We start from the raw sequence: 17033 nt of genomic DNA, 5'->3' as shown, positions 1-17033 counted from the left end.
GCACTGCCTGACGGACAGCCCGGAAGACGCTAAGCGGGGCAACTTTCAATCCCCAAACGGATCCGGGCTTTTGTAGCGCATCCCACAGGCCAGACAGGCAACCTCTCCCTCAATTCGGGCATAAAGGAGCCCTGGTGACTCTTTCGTCACCAGGGCCCCTACGCGCGCGTGCCGCCGGCCGGCGCTGTGCCTGACTCTATTCGGCTGCCGCTGTCTCTACTCGACTGCCGCTGTCTCTACTCGGCGGCCACGACGGTGACTTCGCCGATGCCGAGCGCCTCGACGGGCTCCCGGATCTCGGCCGCGTCACCGACGAGGATCGTCACCAGACGGTCCACCGGGAAGGCGCTCACGGCCGCCGCGGTGGCCTCGACGGTGCCGGTCGCGGCGAGCCGCTGGTACAGCGTCGCCTGGAAGTCGTCGGGCAGATGCTGCTCGACCTGGTCGGCCAGCGTGTTCGCCACAGAGGCGGCCGTCTCGTACTTCAGCGGCGCCACCCCGACGAGGTTCTGCACGGCGAAGTCCCGCTCGGCGTCGGTGAGCCCCTCGCCGGCGACACCGCGCAGGACCTTCCACAGGTCGTCCAGAGCCGGACCGGTGTTCGGGGTGTCCACGGAGCCGCTGATGGCGAGCATGGCCGCGCCCGAGCCGTCCGGAGCGGAGCGCAGGACCTGCCCGAACGCGCGCACACCGTAGGTGTAGCCCTTCTCCTCACGCAGGACCTTGTCCAGGCGGGAGGTGAGGGTGCCACCGAGGCAGTACGTGCCGAGCACCTGCGCGGGCCACACGCGGTCGTGCCGGTCCGGGCCGATACGGCCGATCAGCAGCTGCGTCTGGACGGCGCCGGGGCGGTCCACGATGACTACGCGCCCGGTGTCGTCCGCGGTCACCGGCGGGACCGGCCGGGGCTGGGCCGGGGAGCCGGTCCAGGCGCCGAGGCTGTCGCCGAGCAGGTCGTCGAGGTCGACGCCGGTGAGGTCGCCGACGACCACGACCGTGGAGGTGGCGGGGCGCACATGCCGCTCGTAGAAGGCGCGTACGCCCGCGGAGTCGATGCCCGCGACCGTCTCCTCGGTGCCCTGGCGCGGGCGCGACATGCGCGAGGTCGCCGGGAACAGCTCCTTGGAGAGCTCCTTGGCGGCGCGGCGCGAGGGGTTGGCCAGCTCGTGCGGGATCTCGTCGAGCCGGTTGCGCACCAGACGCTCGACCTCGGCGTCGTCGAACAGGGGTGCCCTGAGGGCGTCGGCGAGCAGGCCGAGCGCCTTGGGCAGGCGGGAGACCGGCACCTCGAGGCTGACGCGGATGCCGGGGTGGTCGGCGTAGGCGTCGAGCGTGGCGCCGCAGCGCTCCAGCTCGGCGGCGAACTCCTCGGCGGTGTGCTTGTCGGTGCCCTCGGACAGGGCGCGCGCCATGATCGTGGCGATGCCGTCGAGGCCCTTCGGCTCGGCCTCCAGGGGCGTGTCCAGGAGCACCTCGACGGCGACGACCTGCTGGCCGGGGCGGTGGCAGCGCAGGACCGTCAGGCCGTTGTCCAGCTTGCCGCGCTCGGGCGCCGGGAACGCCCAGGGCCGCGCCTCACCGGCCTGGGGCTGCGGGTGGAACTCCATGCTGGCGAGCTCGGTCACTGCGCCGACTCCTCGTTCTCGTCGGTGGTCTCGGCGGCCTCGAGGTCGTCGGCCTCGGCTGCGGTCGGCTCGTACACGAGCACCGCGCGGTTGTCGGGGCGCAGGCGGGCCTTGGCGACCTCCTGGACCTCCTCGGCGGTGACGTCGAGGACGCGCTGCACGGCGGTGAAGGCAAGCTGCGGGTCGCCGAACAGGACGGCGTACCGGCACAGTTCGTCGGCGCGGCCCGCGACGGTGCCGAGCCGGTCCAGCCACTCGCGCTCCAGCTGGGCCTGCGCGCGCTCCATCTCCTCGGCGGTGGGGCCCTCCGCCGCGAAGCGGGCGAGCTCCTCGTCCACGGCCGCCTCGATGACGGGCACCTCGACCTCGCCGGAGGTCTTCACGTCCAGCCAGCCCAGGGAGGGCGCCCCGGCCAGGCGCAGCAGGCCGAACCCGGCCGCCACGGCCGTACGGTCGCGGCGGACCAGCCGGTTGTACAGGCGGGAGGACTCGCCGCCGCCGAGGACGGTCAGCGCCAGGTCGGCCGCGTCGCACTCGCGCGTGCCGTCCGTCGGGAGCCGGTAGGCGGCCATCATCGCGCGCGCGGGGACGTTCTCCTCGACGACCTCGCGCAGCTGCTCGCCGATGATCTCCGGCAGCGAGCCGTCGCGCGGCTCGGGCTTGCCGTCGTGGGCCGGGATGGTGCCGAAGTACTTCTCGACCCAGGCGAGCGTCTGCTCCGGGTCGATGTCGCCGACGACGGACAGGACGGCGTTGTTCGGCGCGTAGTAGGTGCGGAAGAACGCGCGGGCGTCCTCCAGGCTGGCCGCGTCCAGGTCGGCCATCGAGCCGATCGGCGTGTGGTGGTACGGGTGCCCGTCCGGGTACGACAGGGCGGTGAGCTTCTCGAACGCCGTGCCGTACGGGACGTTGTCGTAGCGCTGGCGGCGCTCGTTCTTCACGACGTCGCGCTGGTTCTCCAGGCCCTCCTCGTCGAGCGCGACCAGGAGGCTGCCCATGCGGTCGGCCTCCAGCCACAGCGCGAGCTCCAGCTGGTGGGCGGGCATGGTCTCGAAGTAGTTGGTGCGCTCGAAGCTGGTGGTGCCGTTCGGCGAGCCGCCCGCGCCCTGGACGAGCTCGAAGTGGCCCGTGCCCTTCACGCTGCTCGAGCCCTGGAACATCAGGTGCTCGAAGAGGTGGGCGAGTCCGGTACGGCCCTTGACCTCGTGGCGGGAGCCGACGTCGTACCAGAGGCAGACCGCGGCGACCGGCGTGAGGTGGTCCTCGGAGAGCACCACGCGCAGGCCGTTGGCCAGGCGGTGCTCCGTCGCGGTGAGGCCGCCGGATTGTGCCTCCGGTGTGGCCGTGTGACCCATGGGCAAGGTGTCCTTCCGGTCGCGTGCACTGCGTTGTGTCGAGCAGTTCGTACTCAGCTCCTGCCACTGTATGCAGCGTCCGAAGGGTCGGCGAAGTTCCCGGTCAGAACGCCGTGTCCGTACGGCGGTGATCGCGAGCCGGGTCCGCCGAACAGGACAGCACCCGGGCGCAAGCTCGCCGTCCCCTCTCACCTGCCTGCTGCCGCACGGCCTCGGACGGTGCCCGCCGATCACTCCGGCGAGTGAACGGGCTCGCGGCGCGCGCTTGCCTTCCCGCAAGCGCGGCCCCGACCAGGGCGGTTGGTACTCCGCCCCGCCCCTCGGTCGCAGGGAGGTCCGGGCGTCGGCGACACTTCTGGGACGCCGGGCGGGAGCCCAACATCGGGTCCTGGTCGGTGGTTGTCAGTGCCGCGGTCCACAATGGTCCGCGTCAGATCCCGCAAACGCTCGAGCGACCAGAACCAGAGGAGCCGGCAGCGATGGCCCGCCGCAGCACGAAGACCCCGCCGCCCGACGACTCGTACGAGGAGAAGATCCTCGACATCGACGTCGTCGACGAGATGCAGGGCTCCTTCCTCGAGTACGCGTACTCGGTCATCTACTCGCGCGCCCTGCCGGACGCCCGCGACGGCCTCAAGCCGGTGCACCGTCGCATCGTCTACCAGATGAACGAGATGGGCCTGCGCCCCGACCGCGGCTATGTGAAGTGCGCCCGCGTCGTCGGCGAGGTCATGGGTAAGTTGCACCCGCACGGCGACGCGTCGATCTACGACGCCCTGGTGCGCATGGCCCAGCCCTTCTCGATGCGCGTCCCGCTGGTCGACGGCCACGGCAACTTCGGCTCGCTGGGCAACGACGACCCGCCGGCCGCCATGCGGTACACCGAGTGCCGCGCCGCCGAGCCCGCGAGCCTGATGACGGAGTCCATCGACGAGGACACCGTCGACTTCACCCCCAACTACGACGGCCAGGAGCAGGAGCCGGTGGCGCTGCCCGCCGCCTTCCCGAACCTCCTGGTCAACGGCGCGTCGGGCATCGCGGTCGGCATGGCCACCAACATGCCGCCGCACAACCTCGCCGAGGTCATCGCGGCCGCCCGCCACCTGATCCGCTACCCGAACGCGGATCTGGACGCCCTGATGAGGCACGTCCCGGGCCCCGACCTGCCCACCGGCGGCCGTATCGTCGGCCTCTCCGGCATCCGGGACGCCTACGAGACGGGCCGCGGCACCTTCAAGATCCGCGCCACCGTGTCCGTGGAGACGGTGACCGCCCGCCGCAAGGGCCTCGTCATCACCGAGCTGCCCTTCACGGTCGGCCCGGAGAAGGTCATCGCCAAGATCAAGGACCTGGTCGGCGCGAAGAAGATCCAGGGCATCGCCGACGTCAAGGACCTCACCGACCGGGCGCACGGTCTGCGCCTGGTCATCGAGATCAAGAACGGCTTCGTGCCCGAGGCGGTCCTGGAGCAGCTCTACAAGCTGACGCCGATGGAGGAGTCCTTCGGCATCAACAACGTCGCGCTGGTCGACGGCCAGCCCCTCACCCTGGGCCTCAAGGAGCTCCTGGAGGTCTACCTCGACCACCGCTTCGAGGTCGTACGGCGCCGCAGCGAGTTCCGCCGCGGCAAGAAGCGCGATCGACTGCACCTGGTCGAGGGTCTGCTCACCGCGCTGCTGGACATCGACGAGGTCATCCGCCTGATCCGGTCCAGCGACAACTCCGCGCAGGCCAAGGAGCGCCTGATGGAGCGCTTCTCGCTGAGCGAGATCCAGACGCAGTACATCCTGGACACGCCGCTGCGCCGCCTCACCAAGTTCGACCGTATCGAGCTGGAGGCGGAGAAGGACAAGCTCAACGCGGAGATCGCGGAGCTGACCCGGATCCTCGACTCGGACGCGGAGCTGCGCAAGCTGGTCTCCTCCGAACTGGCCGCGGTGGCCAAGAAGTTCGGCACCGAGCGGCGTACGGTCCTGCTGGAGTCGGCGGGCACCACGGTCTCGGCGGTGCCGCTTCAGGTGGCGGACGACCCGTGCCGGGTGCTGCTGTCCTCGACGGGTCTGCTGGCCCGTACGGCGAACGGCGACCCCTTCGCGGAGGACGGGGACGCGAAGCGCTCCAAGCACGACGTGATCATCTCGGCGGTGCCGGCCACGGCCCGCGGCGAGGTGGGTGCGGTGACGTCCTCGGGCCGTCTGCTGCGGATCAACGTCATCGACCTGCCGCAGCTGCCGGAGACGGCGGCCAGGCCGAACCTCGCGGGCGGCGCGCCGCTGTCGGAGTTCGTCTCCCTGGAAGGCGACGAGACCCTGGTCTGTCTGACCACGCTCGACGAGTCCTCCCCGGGCCTGGCGCTCGGCACGGAACAGGGCGTCGTCAAGCGCGTGGTACCCGACTACCCCACCAACAAGGACGAGTTGGAGGTCATCACCCTCAAGGAGGGCGACCGGATCGTCGGCGCGGTCGAGCTGCGCACCGGTGAGGAGGACCTGGTCTTCATCACGGACGACGCACAGCTGCTGCGCTACCAGGCCGCGCAGGTCCGCCCGCAGGGCCGCGCCGCCGGCGGCATGGCGGGCATCAAGCTCGCGGAGGGTGCGAAGGTCATCTCCTTCACAGCGGTGGACCCGGCGGTCGACGCGGTCGTCTTCACGGTCGCGGGCTCGCGCGGCACGCTGGACGACTCGGTCCAGACGACGGCCAAGCTGACCCCGTTCGACCAGTACCCCCGCAAGGGCCGCGCCACCGGCGGCGTCCGCTGCCAGCGGTTCCTGAAGGGCGAGGACTGCCTGTCCGTGGCCTGGGCGGGCGCCGCCCCGGCACGGGCAGCGCAGAAGAACGGCACTCCGGCCGAGCTGCCGGAGATGGACCCGCGCCGCGACGGCTCGGGCGTGTCGCTGCCGAAGACGGTCGCGGTGGTGGCGGGGCCGGTCTAAGCCTGCGGGTCGCCCGGGTCCTGCTCCTCAGGGTCTCGTACGTAGCGCAGGACGCCCCACATGCCGTGCTCGTCGGCGTGTGGGGCGCCGCTCTTGCACGACTCGAGTTCCTTGGCCAGGGACGCGGCATCGATGTCGGAGCCGATGAGGACGAGCTGGGTCAGGCGCGCGTCCCCGGCACCCCACGGCTCCGGGTAGAAGCGCAGGAACCGCCCGACGGCGTGCACGGCATAGCGGTTCGCGGCGTCGTGCGGGCCGAAGTCGACGTACCCCTTGATCCTGTACAGCCCCTCCGGCCTGCTGTCCAGGAACCCCATCAACTGACGCGGGTCGAGCGGGACTTCGGAGACGAACGACATGCTGTCGTAGCCGACGTGCAGATGGCCGCTGTGGTCCTCGTCGTGCTCGTGCAGGTCGTCGAAGGACAACTGCCCGATGCGCTCCTCGCTGGGCCTGCAGTCGAAGAGGAATTCCGGGTCGATACGGCCGTAGGTGGCGGGGACGACGGCGGCGCGGTCGGTGAGGTCGCGGACCAGCCCGAGGACGCGCTCACCGTCCGCCGCCCGGTCGAGCTTGTTGACCACGACGAGGTCGGCGAGGGCGAGGTGCCGGTCGATCTCGGGGTGCTTCGCGCGCGTGCCGTCGAACTCGGCGGCGTCGACGACCTCGACGAGCCCGCCGTACACGATGCCCGGATGTTCACTGGCGAGCACCATGCGCACGAGCTCCTGGGGCTCGGCGAGCCCGCTGGCCTCGATGACGATGACGTCGATGCCGGTGGCCGGCCGGGCGAGCCGCTCCAGGTAGACGTCCAGCTCACTGGCGTCGACCGCACAGCACAGGCAGCCGTTGCCGAGGGAGACGGTGGAGTCGCCGAGCGCGCCGGCGACGGCCATGGCGTCGATCTCGATGGCTCCGAAGTCGTTGACGATGGCGCCGATGCGCGTGCCGCCGCTGCGATGGAGGAGGTGGTTGAGCAGAGTCGTCTTGCCGGAACCGAGGAATCCGGCGAGTACGACGACCGGAATCTGCTGCGGACCGGGGCTCGGCTGGCTCAACGTGCGACCTTTCTCACGCCGACGGGTGCACCGGCTCGCGGGGCGGCGCACGTACGAGGATTGAATGCCGATACAGGATACGAGCCGGAAGAAACACCGCGAAGTGAACGATTGTTAGCAGCACTTGCCGGGCAGACGTTGGGCATGGCGCCGGAGTGTGCGACCCTCGCTTCCCTCCGTGCGCCTCCTCTCCGCCTCCCCGCCGATCAGAGCCGCTCGGCACTCTGGGAGACGGCAAGCGCCGCCCACCGCTCGCCGGTCCCCTCCAGTCGACCCGCACCCCGACGACCGGCGGACGGCCGCCTGATCGGGGGTAGTTGACATGGCCACACGGAAGTGTTCTGCAAGGAGGCTGGGTTCCGCCACGCTCGCTCTCTTGGCCGCGACCGCCACCGTGACGCTGGCAGCGCGTCAATGGCGGTCGGAGAAGGCCCGTCTGCACGAGCAGCGGCTGGAACTCGAGGAGCTGGCGATCCGGCGAACGGCTCTGGCCCATCAGCAGCGCATGCACTGGGAGTTACTGGCAAGGGCGATCGACGATCCCTCCCTGGCCGCGGTGATCGACACCTACGACCAGAGCATCCCGGCGGAGAGGCGCCGCCAGTTCTTCTATGCCAACGCTTGGTACGTCCACCTCTACCACCTCTACCAGGCAGAACTTCTGGATCGCGAGGAGCTGTACACGCGTCTGCGGGAGTTCTTCCAGAGTCCGGTCTTCCGGGAGTACTGGGAGGCGTCGAGGCACATGCGCGCCAGCCTGGACGAGTCGTCGGTGGAAGCCCAACTGGGACGCATGGTCGACGGTCTCGTCCGGGACCTCGACGAGTCCGACACGGACGAGTGGTGGGTCGTCGGCGATCCGCCGACGGACTGACGCAGCCTTTGACGCCGAGGAAGCGACGGCACGGCACTACTTCCTCCAGAGCCTCGTCCTCGCGGTCCGTCGGGTGATGGCCGACGGGAGGCCGGGGCTCTTCCCGGTTCTCGGCGTAGCAGTACACGCCTTTTCAGGAGGCTAGGGGTTGTCCTGGCGATCATGAGCGGCCAGATGACGAGTGCTGCGGCGGTGACGGTGCCGAGGTAGACGTAGGCGCGTTTGTCGATCTGGTCGCGACCGCGCGGGACTGTTTCAGCTTGTTGATCGCCCGCTCGACAGTGTTGCGCTTGGCGTACCGCTCTGTGTCGAAGCCGGGTGGCCGGCCACCGGTGCTCGCGCGCCGCAGACGTCCGGCCGTTTGGTCGGCTTTCTCCGGGATGACGTGCCGGATCCTGCGTCCACGCAGGTAGGCGCGGGTGCGACGGTTGCTGTGGCCCTGGGCGGCGCTGACGCTGTCGGGTGTCATGCGAGGCCGGCCGGTGGCCAGGCGGGGCACCCGGATCCGCTCCATGACAGTCTCGAACCGGGTTCAGTCGGCCCGCTGACCGGGCGTCAGGACGAGCGAGAGGACCCAGCAGTGGCAGTCCGCGCTCAGGTGGACTTTTGTGGTGAAGCCCCCGCGTGAGCGGCCGAGCGCCTCACCTCCCGCGCCACCTCCGCCAGCAGGCGAGCAGTTCCGTCCGGGTCCGAGCAGTCCTGACTGCCTGGGAGGAGCCCCCTTTGACGCGCGGGGGCGGCGAGTGTCGGGCACCGGCCGCGTGCTGGTGAGCGCGCACGGAGGTGGAGTCCACGGACACGTCCCAGTCGATGTCCCCGGCCGCGTCCGCCTCGGCCTGCAAGCCGCTCCCACTGAGCATCCGTCAGATCACCCCTATGCCCCACAGTCCTATCAGCGGCTCACCTGATCGCCAGACCATGCATCGGCCAGGGGTGCGGATTGCTGGGAGTGACTTCGTAGGGCAAGCAGCGAGTTGGTAGCGGGCCTGGTGGTTGCGCTGGTGCTCTTGGCCCAGATGGTAGGTCCAGTAGCGGTCGAAGTCGCCGTTGGCGAGCAGTGCGCGGATTTTCAGGGCGGCTTCGGCGCCGGCGCTCCGCCCGGCCGTCGACGCGTTCGTCCGACAAATTCGCTACCCGGCGGCCGGAGCGCCGTGATACACAACCGCCGTGCAAAACATCTTGGAGTTCCCCGAGGTCCTGCGGCTGATCGAAGACCGCTCGGCCGCGTTCCGCGCTGCGATCGCGTCCGCCCCCGACCTTGACGTCCAGGTCCCGACCTGCCCGGACTGGACGCTGCGCGAACTGGCGCAGCACCTCGGTGACGGCCGCCGCCGCCAGGCCGCCATCGTCGCGGCGGGCCCGGGCGCTGAGCCCCCGGCGAGGACGGACCCGAAGGGCGCCCCGACCGCGCCCCGCGACCGCGAAGCCCTGGACGCCTGGCTCGCCGAGTCGACCGAGCTCATGCTCGACGCGATACGCGAGGCCGGCCCGGACCGCGGCTGCTGGACCTGGTGGGGCCGCTCGCAGGCCCCGGAGACCAGCGGAGCCGTGGCCCGGCACCAGATCCAGGAGATCGCCGTCCACACCTACGACGCCCAGCTCACCCAGGGCGCCGCACAGCCGCTGCCGACGGACGTCGCGGTCGAGGGCGTCGACGAGTTCCTGACGACCGTCTCGGCGACGACCGTCCCCTGGCCGTTCAAGCCGGCAACCATCGACCTGCACACGACCGAGGGCCGCTCCTGGCGCCTGACCCTCAACGCCGACGGCGTCCGCTGCGACGACCTCGCCGCCGACGCGGAGCCGGGCGACATGGCGATGCGAGGCGCAGCGAGCGAACTGGTCCTCTACTTCTACGATCGCGTCCCGCTCGACGGCCTGGAGACCACCGGCGACACCGAGCCGATGGAGCAGCTCGCAGACTGGGACCCGAACGAGTAAAACGCGCACTTGTGACGCATCTGTCGGTGGTGCGCGCGCTCCTGCGGGCGCCACTGGGCCCGGGGTTGCGGACATCGCGCGGCTGCGGGCAGGCTGCGGGCCTGCTGTTCAAGGGCGAAAGGCGCACCTGCGGGCGGCTGCCGCTGCACTGGGGGACACTGCGCGGCGCCGGTGCTGCTGTTCAAGGGCGAAGGGCTCTCGCTCGTCCTGACGCCCGGTCAGCGGGCCGACTGCACCCGGTTCGAGGCTGTCATGGAGCGGATCCGGGTGCCCCGCCTGGCCACCGGCCGGCCTCGCATGACACCCGACAGCGTCAGCGCCGCCCAGGGCTACAGCAACCGTCGCACCCGCGCCTACCTGTGTGGACGCAGGATCCGGCACGTCATCCCGGAGAAAGCCGACCAAACGGCCGGACGTCTGCGGCGCGCGAGCACCGGTGGCCGGCCACCCGGCTTCGACAAAGAGCGGTACGCCAAGCGCAACACGGTCGAGCGGGCGATCAACAAGCTGAAACAGTCCCGCGCGGTCGCGACCAGATCGACAAACGCGCCTACGTCTACCTCGGCACCGTCACCGCCGCAGCACTCGTCATCTGGCCGCTCATGATCGCCAGGAAAACCCCTAGAACAACGGGCCGCCGTCGTCCTTGAGGCATTTGGCATGGCGGCCGGAGTGCGACCGTGCTCGCCGGCCTGGACGAGTCATCGGTGGAGGCCGGACTGGGCCACATGCTGGCAGCCCGACTGAGTCACATGGTGGACGGTATGGTCCGGGGCCTCGACGAATCCGCCACGGACGGGGGGTGCGTCGTCGGTGGCCGCCGACCGGCTGGCGGGGCCCGCAACGCCGGGACGGTCAACAGCGAACCGATAGGGGCGCGACTGAGTGATTTTCTTGCCGTCCAGCCACAGGGACTCAGGATCACCAGTAACCTGCTCCCCACCCAGTATGCCCAGACCCTTTTGTTCGTAAGGACCGGTACCTTTGAAGATCGTGCGCCGCATCGGTGTGCCTCCCAGCGCCCGAGGCAGTAGTTCAGGAGCTACCTGCCCGGACGTGTTCGAACTCAGCGACGGCAACTTCGCCGTCATCGGCACCGAGGCCACCGAGGCGCTTGACCCGGAACTGCCCGCCGATGCCGCCCGCGCAGACTACGAGCGCATCGTCATCGTCAGCCGGGAGACTCTCATCCGCGCCAAGGCAGACATCCCCGACGCCTGAGACCACCGCACGAGCACGCGTCCACCCCAGACCCGTACCGTCAACGCTCCCCGGCCGCGCGCAACCGTTGAGCGAGCCGGGCAACCGACCCGGCGAGCAGCCGGCACCCCGTCACTGCTCGATCTCCACCCGATGAGGCCTGGCGCCAGAACGGCACCAGGCCACACGTATGTCAGGGCTTGCGTCAGGCAGTCATCGGCACCTTCTCCGACGCCCCCGGCCCCACATACCGCGCCGCCGATCTGACCCTTGTAGGCGAACTGGTCGACTCGGCCCTTGTCGCCCTTGCGTCCGACGCCGACGACCGTGCTGTTCTTGCCTGCTCCAGCAGCACCCACAGCCCTCGCTGGAGCGGGCCGCACCCCCTCAGGAAGTCGCCCCGACCCAAGTCAGGTTAGGCTCACCTCTGTGAGTACGTGCTCAACCGTCTCGCAGGACCTCGACGAGCCCATCGCGGGGACCGCGGCGACCGCGACGACCTGGCTGCTGCTGGAGCAGCCCGGTCCGTGGGGTGCCAAGGCGCTCACGCAGAGCCACCTGGATCCCGCGCTGGGCCGCGCCCTGGAGGCGGCCGCGAAGGGCACGGGCGTACGTGTCGCCCTGATCCGCCGTCCCGGCCGGCACGCCGACTGCGGCGCCACCGCCGAGCGCCAGGTCTACGCAGCCCACACCGTGCCCGGAAACGTCTGGCTGCACGCAGCCACGACGCACGACCCGGAGCAGTTGCTCGACCTGGACTTCGCCGCCCTCGGCATGGGTGACCACCACACCTTCGACTCGGTACTCCAGGGGCGGCGCCACACCGGCGAGCCGCTCGCCCTGGTCTGCACCAACGGCAAGCGGGACCGCTGCTGCGCACTACTCGGCCGCCCCCTCGCAGCCGAGCTCGCCTCCTCCGGCGTGGAGGGCATCTGGGAGGTCACTCATCTGGGTGGACATCGATTCTCACCGACGTTGCTGGTGCTGCCGTACGGCTACGCCTACGGCCGGGCGCAGGCCCACGCCGTCAAGGAGGTCCTGCACGGCGTCCAGGAGGGACAGATCATCGTCGATGGGTGCCGCGGGAACTCCGCATGGGAGCGGCCGGGCCAGGCAGCCGAGCTGGCCGTGCGCTCGGCTGCGGGCGAGTACGCCGCGGAAGCACTCAGCGTCGTACGGACGGACGGCACGGCCCCGCGATGGGAAGTGACGGTCGCCCATGTGGACGGGCGCCACTGGCGGGTCGTCGTGGCGCAGGGCGCGTCCCTGCCGCCTCGCTCCGAGAGCTGTGGGGCGTCGGTACTCGGCTCGCCCGCGCGGATGGACGTGGTGGCGGTGCGCGAGCTCACGATGACGACGGCACTCGCGAGTTGATCAAGTACACCGGATCACCCCACGTGGACCGACTGTGGACCGACCTGTACTGACTGCCCGAGAGTGATCAAGAGATCCACGTCACACCCCACTACGGGACTTCCCGCCCGCCCACGTACCGTCATGGGTATGAGCCCCACTCCCCCCGCACGTCGCCTGCGCCTCGGTCTGCCCCGGCGGATGTTCGCGCAGGTGCTCCTGATGCAGGTGGCGATCGCCGCGGGAGTCGCGGTGCTCGCGACCGGGCTGTTCCTCGCTCCGCTCAGCGACCAACTGGACGATCAGGCGATGCGCCGTGCGCTGTCGATCGCACAGACCACCGCGGCCCAGCCGCAGATCGCCGAGGACCTGGTGAGCACGCGTGCGACGGCCGACGGGCCGGTCCAGCGCGAGGCGGAGCGGATCCGCAAGGCCACCAAGGCCGAGTACGTCGTCGTGATGAACCGGGGTGGGGTGCGCTGGTCCCACCCCACCCCGGGCGAGATCGGCAGGATCGTCTCGACCGACCCCGGTCAGGCCCTCGCCGGCCATGAGGTCATGCAGATCGACGACGGCACCCTGGGTCGCAGTGCCCGCGGCAAGGTGCCGCTGCGCGACGGTGACGGCAAGATCGTCGGGGCGGTCTCGGTCGGTATCGCGTACGACAGCGTGCGGGCCCGGCTGCTGCACGCGATCCCCGGGCTGCTCGCGTACGCGGGCGGTGCCCTGGCGGTCGGCGCGCTGGCCGCCTGGCTCATCTCCCGCCGGGTCCAGCGGCAGACCCGGGACCTGGCATTCTCGGACATCTCGGCGCTGCTCGCGGAGCGCGAGGCCATGCTGCACGGTATCCGGGAGGGCGTCGTCGCCCTGGACCGCGGCGGCCGGATCCGTCTGCTCAACGACGAGGCTCAGCGCCTGCTGGGCATCGGTGACGAGGCCGTCGGCCGGTCCCTCGACGAGGCGCTCGGCGAGGGCCGTACGACCGACGTGCTGGCCGGCCGGGTGACGGGAACCGACCTGCTCACGGTCCGCGGCCAGCGCGTCCTGGTCGCCAATCGCATGCCCACCGACGACGGCGGCGCCGTAGCGACCCTGCGCGACCGCACCGAGCTGGAGCAGCTCGGCCGGGAGCTCGACTCCACACGCGGCCTGATCGACGCCCTGCGCGCCCAGGACCACGAGCACGCCAACCGGATGCACACGCTCCTCGGGCTGCTCGAACTGGAGATGTACGACGACGCCGTGGAGTTCGTGGGCGAGGTGGTCGGCGACCACCGGGCCACCGCGGAGCAGGTCGCCGAGAAGATCCAGGACCCGCTGCTCGCCGCCCTCCTGGTCGGCAAGGCGACCGTGGCGGCCGAGCGCGGCGTCGCACTGCACCTGTCGGACCGTACCCGGCTGCCGGACCGGCTGGTCGACCCCCGAGGGCTCGTCACGATCGTCGGCAATCTGGTGGACAACGCGCTGGACGCCGTCGCGGGCACGCCGCACGCGCGCGTGGAGGTCGAATTGCGTGCCGAGGGGCGTACCTCGACCCTCAGGGTGCGCGACACAGGGCCGGGAATCCCCGAGGAGCACCGCGAGTTGATCTTCACCGAGGGGTGGTCCACCAAGACGCCACCGGCCCACCGCGAGCGCGGCATCGGGCTCTCCCTGGTGCGCAGGCTCGCCGAACGGCAGGGTGGCAGCGCGACGGTGGACGAAGCAGCAGGCGGAGGCGCGGAGTTCACCGTGGTCCTGCCCGAGGCGCTGGCCGAGCCCGAGCTGGAACCGGCCCTCAGCTTGCCGTCAGCCGCGCAGAGCACCGCCGAGGAGGAGTCGCGATGATCGAGGTCCTGGTCGTGGACGACGACACACGCGTCGCGCGCGTCAACTCCGCCTACGTCGAGAAGGTGCCGGGCTTCCATGTCGCAGGCGAGGCGCACAGCGCGGCCGAGGCACTTCGCCAGGTGGAGGAGCTGCCCCGGCTGGACCTGGTCCTCATGGATCACTATCTGCCCGACGGGACGGGCCTGTCGGTCGTCCAGGAGATGCGCCGACGCGGCCTCCAGACCGACGTGATCATGGTGACGGCGGCCCGGGACGTGTCGACGGTGCAGGCGGCGATGCGGCACGGGGCGCTGCAGTACCTGGTCAAGCCGTTCGCCTTCGCGGGGCTGCGCGCCAAGCTGGAGGCGTATGCGGAGCTGCGCCGCACTCTCGACGGCGGCGGCGAGGCGGAGCAGGCCGAGGTGGACCGCATCTTCGGCGCCCTGTCCGCGTCGTCGGAGCCCGACCTGCCCAAGGGCCACTCCCCCACCACCGCGGAACTCGTACGCCAGTCCCTGATGAACGCCGAAGGCCCTCTGTCGGCCCAGGAGATCGCCGAGCGGACCGGGGTGAGCCGCCAGACCGCCCAGCGCTACCTCAAGCTCCTGGAACGCACGGGACGGGCCCGCCTCACCCTCAAGTACGGCGACGCGGGCCGCCCGGAACACCGTTACGTGTGGGCGACCCGCGCCTGAGGCACGGCCCGTGGGGGCGGGGGAAGGAACCGTGCCACTCCTTCATACGGATGCCGGCCGCGCAAATATCAGCCGACCGCCAAGTGCCTTGCGCGGGTACGGCGGTGAAGGCGGCCCCGCCCTAAACCGCCCCCGCCCCCGTCAGCGACCGCACCTCGGTCTCCGCGTGCTTGGCCTCGTCCGGCATCTCGGCCGAGGTGACCGTCCCGAGCCAGCCCGCGACGAAGCCCAGCGGGATGGAGACGAGGCCGGGGTTCTGCAAGGGGAAGTACTGGAAGTCGACGCCGGGGAACAGCGATTCGGGGCTGCCCGACACCACCGGTGACAGCACCACGAGCACCACGGCGGGGACCAGGCCCCCGTACACGGCCCATACGGCGCCGCGCGTGGTGAAGTCACGCCAGAACAGTGAGTACAGCAGCACCGGCAGATTGGCGGACGCGGCGACGGCGAAGGCGAGGCCGACCAGGAAGGCGACGTTGAGGTCGCGGGCCAGCAATCCGAGGGCGATCGCGACCACGCCGATACCGACGGCGGCTACGCGCGCCACGGCCACCTCGCTGCGGGGCTTGGCGCGCCGACGGCGCAGTGAGGCATACAGGTCGTGGGCTACGGAGGCCGAGGAGGACAGCGTGATGCCCGCGACCACCGCGAGGATCGTGGCGAAGGCGATGGCGGCGACCACGGCGAAGAGAACCGTTCCTCCCGTGGAATTTGCGCCGCCGCCGAGATCGAGCGCGAGCAGCGGAACCGCAGTGTTCCCGGCCGCGTTCGACCCCCGCACGGTCTCGGGCCCGACGATCGCGGCCGCGCCGAAGCCCAGGACGATCGTCATCAGGTAGAAGCCGCCGATGAGCCCGATCGCCCAGACCACCGAGCGCCGGGCCGCGCGAGCGGTCGGCACGGTGTAGAAGCGGGACAGGATGTGCGGCAGCCCGGCGGTCCCCAGCACCAGTGCGAGTCCGAGGCTGATGAAGTCGAACCGGGCCGTCCAGTCCGCGCCGTACTTCAGCCCGGGTGCCAGGAACGCGTTGCCGTGACCACTGCGCTCGGCCGCCGTGAGCAGCAGCCGGTCGAAGTCGCCGTGGAAGCGCACCAGGACGAGCACGGTCAATGCGACGGTGCCGCCGAGCAGCAGGACCGACTTGACGATCTGGATCCAGGTGGTGGCTCGCATCCCTCCCCATGACACATAGATCACCATGAGCGCACCGACGCCGATGACGGTCCAGGCCTGCGTCGCCTCGCCCTCGCCCCCGAGCAGCAGTGCGACCAGGGTGCCCGCGCCCACCATTTGCGCCACCAGATACAGAACGGACACGGTGACCGAGGAAGTTCCCAGAGCGATCCGCACGGGGCGCTCCCTCGTCCGCGCGGCGACCACGTCGGCGAGCGTGAACCGCCCGCAGTTGCGCACCAGTTCGGCGACGAGGAGCAGCACCACCAGCCAGGCCACGAGGAAGCCCACCGAGTACAGCAGCCCGTCATAGCCGAAGAGGGCGATGAGCCCGGAGATGCCGAGGAAGGAGGCTGCCGACATGTAGTCACCGGCGATGGCAAAACCATTCTCCATGGGCGAGAAGAGCCGGCCGCCCGCATAGAACTCCTCCGCCGAACCACGCCGGTTACGGCTCACCCACGTCGTGATCGTCAGTGTGATCGCGACGAACACGCCGAACAGGAGCAGCGCCAGAGTCTGATGGTCACCCGTCACGAGGCACCGCCCTTTGCGACGCGCGTCAACTCCTGGGTGTCCCAGCGCAGTTCGAGCGCCGCCCGGTCCCGGCGCAGCCGGGCATGACGGGCGTAGGCCCAGGTGAGCAGGAACGTGGTGAGGAACTGTCCGAGCCCGGCGAGCATCGCCACGTTCACGGCGCCCACCACGGGCCGCGCCATCAGCCCGGGCGCGGTCGTGGCGGCCACGACGTACGCCACGTACCAAGCGAGGAACACAGCGACCGCCGGCACCACGAACCTCCGGTAGCGGCTGCGGACTTCCTGGAAGGCCGCGCTGCGCTGTACCTCGAGGTACACGTCGGCCGCTGTCCGCGGAGCGGCGTCGGGAGCATCCGTGACGTCCGCCTCCCCCCACCCGGAGGCGAGCGCGTCGTACCAGGGATCGTCGTACCGCGCACTGCTGGCGTCGCGGGGACGATCGTCGCTTGAGTACATGCCCAAGCATGGACA

The 17033-nt window shown here is 70.6% G+C and carries 12 protein-coding genes and 1 pseudogene; 8 read left to right on the top strand and 5 right to left on the bottom strand.

What is annotated here, in order from left to right; genetic code table 11:
* Positions 1-236: 236 nt before the first annotated feature.
* Positions 237-1625, bottom strand: coding sequence for a M16 family metallopeptidase (locus EHO50_RS16390; protein WP_128430889.1), 1389 nt, complete (start codon positions 1623-1625; stop codon positions 237-239).
* Complete coding sequence (locus EHO50_RS16385) at positions 1622-2980, bottom strand: M16 family metallopeptidase (RefSeq protein ID WP_128430888.1); 1359 nt, start codon at positions 2978-2980, stop codon at positions 1622-1624. Before EHO50_RS16385 ends, EHO50_RS16390 begins: the two co-directional genes overlap by 4 nt.
* A gap of 479 nt (positions 2981-3459) precedes the next feature.
* On the opposite strand from EHO50_RS16385, the gene EHO50_RS16380 reads away from it, so the two are divergent.
* Entirely contained in the window at positions 3460-5916 is a 2457-nt protein-coding gene (locus EHO50_RS16380; protein ID WP_128430887.1) for a DNA gyrase/topoisomerase IV subunit A, read from the top strand.
* Here EHO50_RS16380 and EHO50_RS16375 read toward each other — a convergent pair.
* Complete coding sequence (locus tag EHO50_RS16375) at positions 5913-6974, bottom strand: CobW family GTP-binding protein (protein ID WP_128430886.1); 1062 nt, start codon at positions 6972-6974, stop codon at positions 5913-5915. The two genes, EHO50_RS16380 and EHO50_RS16375, sit on opposite strands and share 4 nt — an antisense overlap.
* Positions 6975-7350: 376 nt before the next feature.
* Between EHO50_RS16375 and EHO50_RS16370 the strand changes: the two genes are divergently transcribed.
* From EHO50_RS16370 to EHO50_RS16325, 7 genes and pseudogenes are all read left to right on the top strand, one after another.
* On the top strand, positions 7351-7848 hold the full coding sequence (locus tag EHO50_RS16370) for a DUF6082 family protein (protein WP_246101190.1): 498 nt from the start codon (positions 7351-7353) through the stop codon (positions 7846-7848).
* A gap of 1167 nt (positions 7849-9015) precedes the next feature.
* Positions 9016-9789, top strand: a complete 774-nt coding sequence (locus EHO50_RS16355; RefSeq protein WP_128430883.1) for a maleylpyruvate isomerase N-terminal domain-containing protein — start codon at positions 9016-9018, stop codon at positions 9787-9789.
* A gap of 171 nt (positions 9790-9960) precedes the next feature.
* Positions 9961-10439 (top strand): annotated as a pseudogene (locus tag EHO50_RS16350) (transposase).
* A gap of 334 nt (positions 10440-10773) precedes the next feature.
* Entirely contained in the window at positions 10774-11010 is a 237-nt protein-coding gene (locus EHO50_RS16340; protein ID WP_128430880.1) for a hypothetical protein, read from the top strand.
* Between the two features lie 408 nt (positions 11011-11418).
* Positions 11419-12363 (top strand): ferredoxin family protein, encoded by a 945-nt coding sequence (locus EHO50_RS16335; RefSeq protein WP_128430879.1) that lies wholly within the window; start codon positions 11419-11421, stop codon positions 12361-12363.
* A 129-nt stretch (positions 12364-12492) separates the two neighbouring features.
* A complete protein-coding gene (locus EHO50_RS16330; RefSeq protein ID WP_425472192.1) occupies positions 12493-14169 on the top strand; it encodes an ATP-binding protein in 1677 nt (558 codons plus the stop codon).
* Positions 14166-14846 carry a response regulator gene (locus EHO50_RS16325; protein WP_128430877.1) on the top strand — a complete coding sequence of 227 codons (681 nt, stop codon included), beginning with the start codon at positions 14166-14168 and terminating at the stop codon, positions 14844-14846. The genes EHO50_RS16330 and EHO50_RS16325 overlap by 4 nt, the downstream gene beginning before the upstream one ends.
* A 121-nt stretch (positions 14847-14967) precedes the next feature.
* On the opposite strand, the gene EHO50_RS16320 is transcribed toward EHO50_RS16325, so the two are convergent.
* Together EHO50_RS16320 and EHO50_RS16315 are read right to left on the bottom strand one after the other, a co-directional pair.
* Positions 14968-16560, bottom strand: coding sequence for a solute symporter family protein (locus EHO50_RS16320; RefSeq protein ID WP_128430876.1), 1593 nt, complete (start codon positions 16558-16560; stop codon positions 14968-14970).
* Positions 16557-17018 carry a DUF485 domain-containing protein gene (locus tag EHO50_RS16315; protein ID WP_128430875.1) on the bottom strand — a complete coding sequence of 154 codons (462 nt, stop codon included), beginning with the start codon at positions 17016-17018 and terminating at the stop codon, positions 16557-16559. Before EHO50_RS16315 ends, EHO50_RS16320 begins: the two co-directional genes overlap by 4 nt.
* Positions 17019-17033 lie beyond the last annotated feature (15 nt).

The organism is Streptomyces cyaneus, from assembly GCF_004028635.1.
GTDB classification, from domain to species: Bacteria; Actinomycetota; Actinomycetes; order Streptomycetales; family Streptomycetaceae; genus Streptomyces; species Streptomyces cyaneus.
The sequence above is the reverse complement of the archived record's forward strand: the minus strand, read 5'-3'. Positions and strand labels throughout refer to the sequence as shown.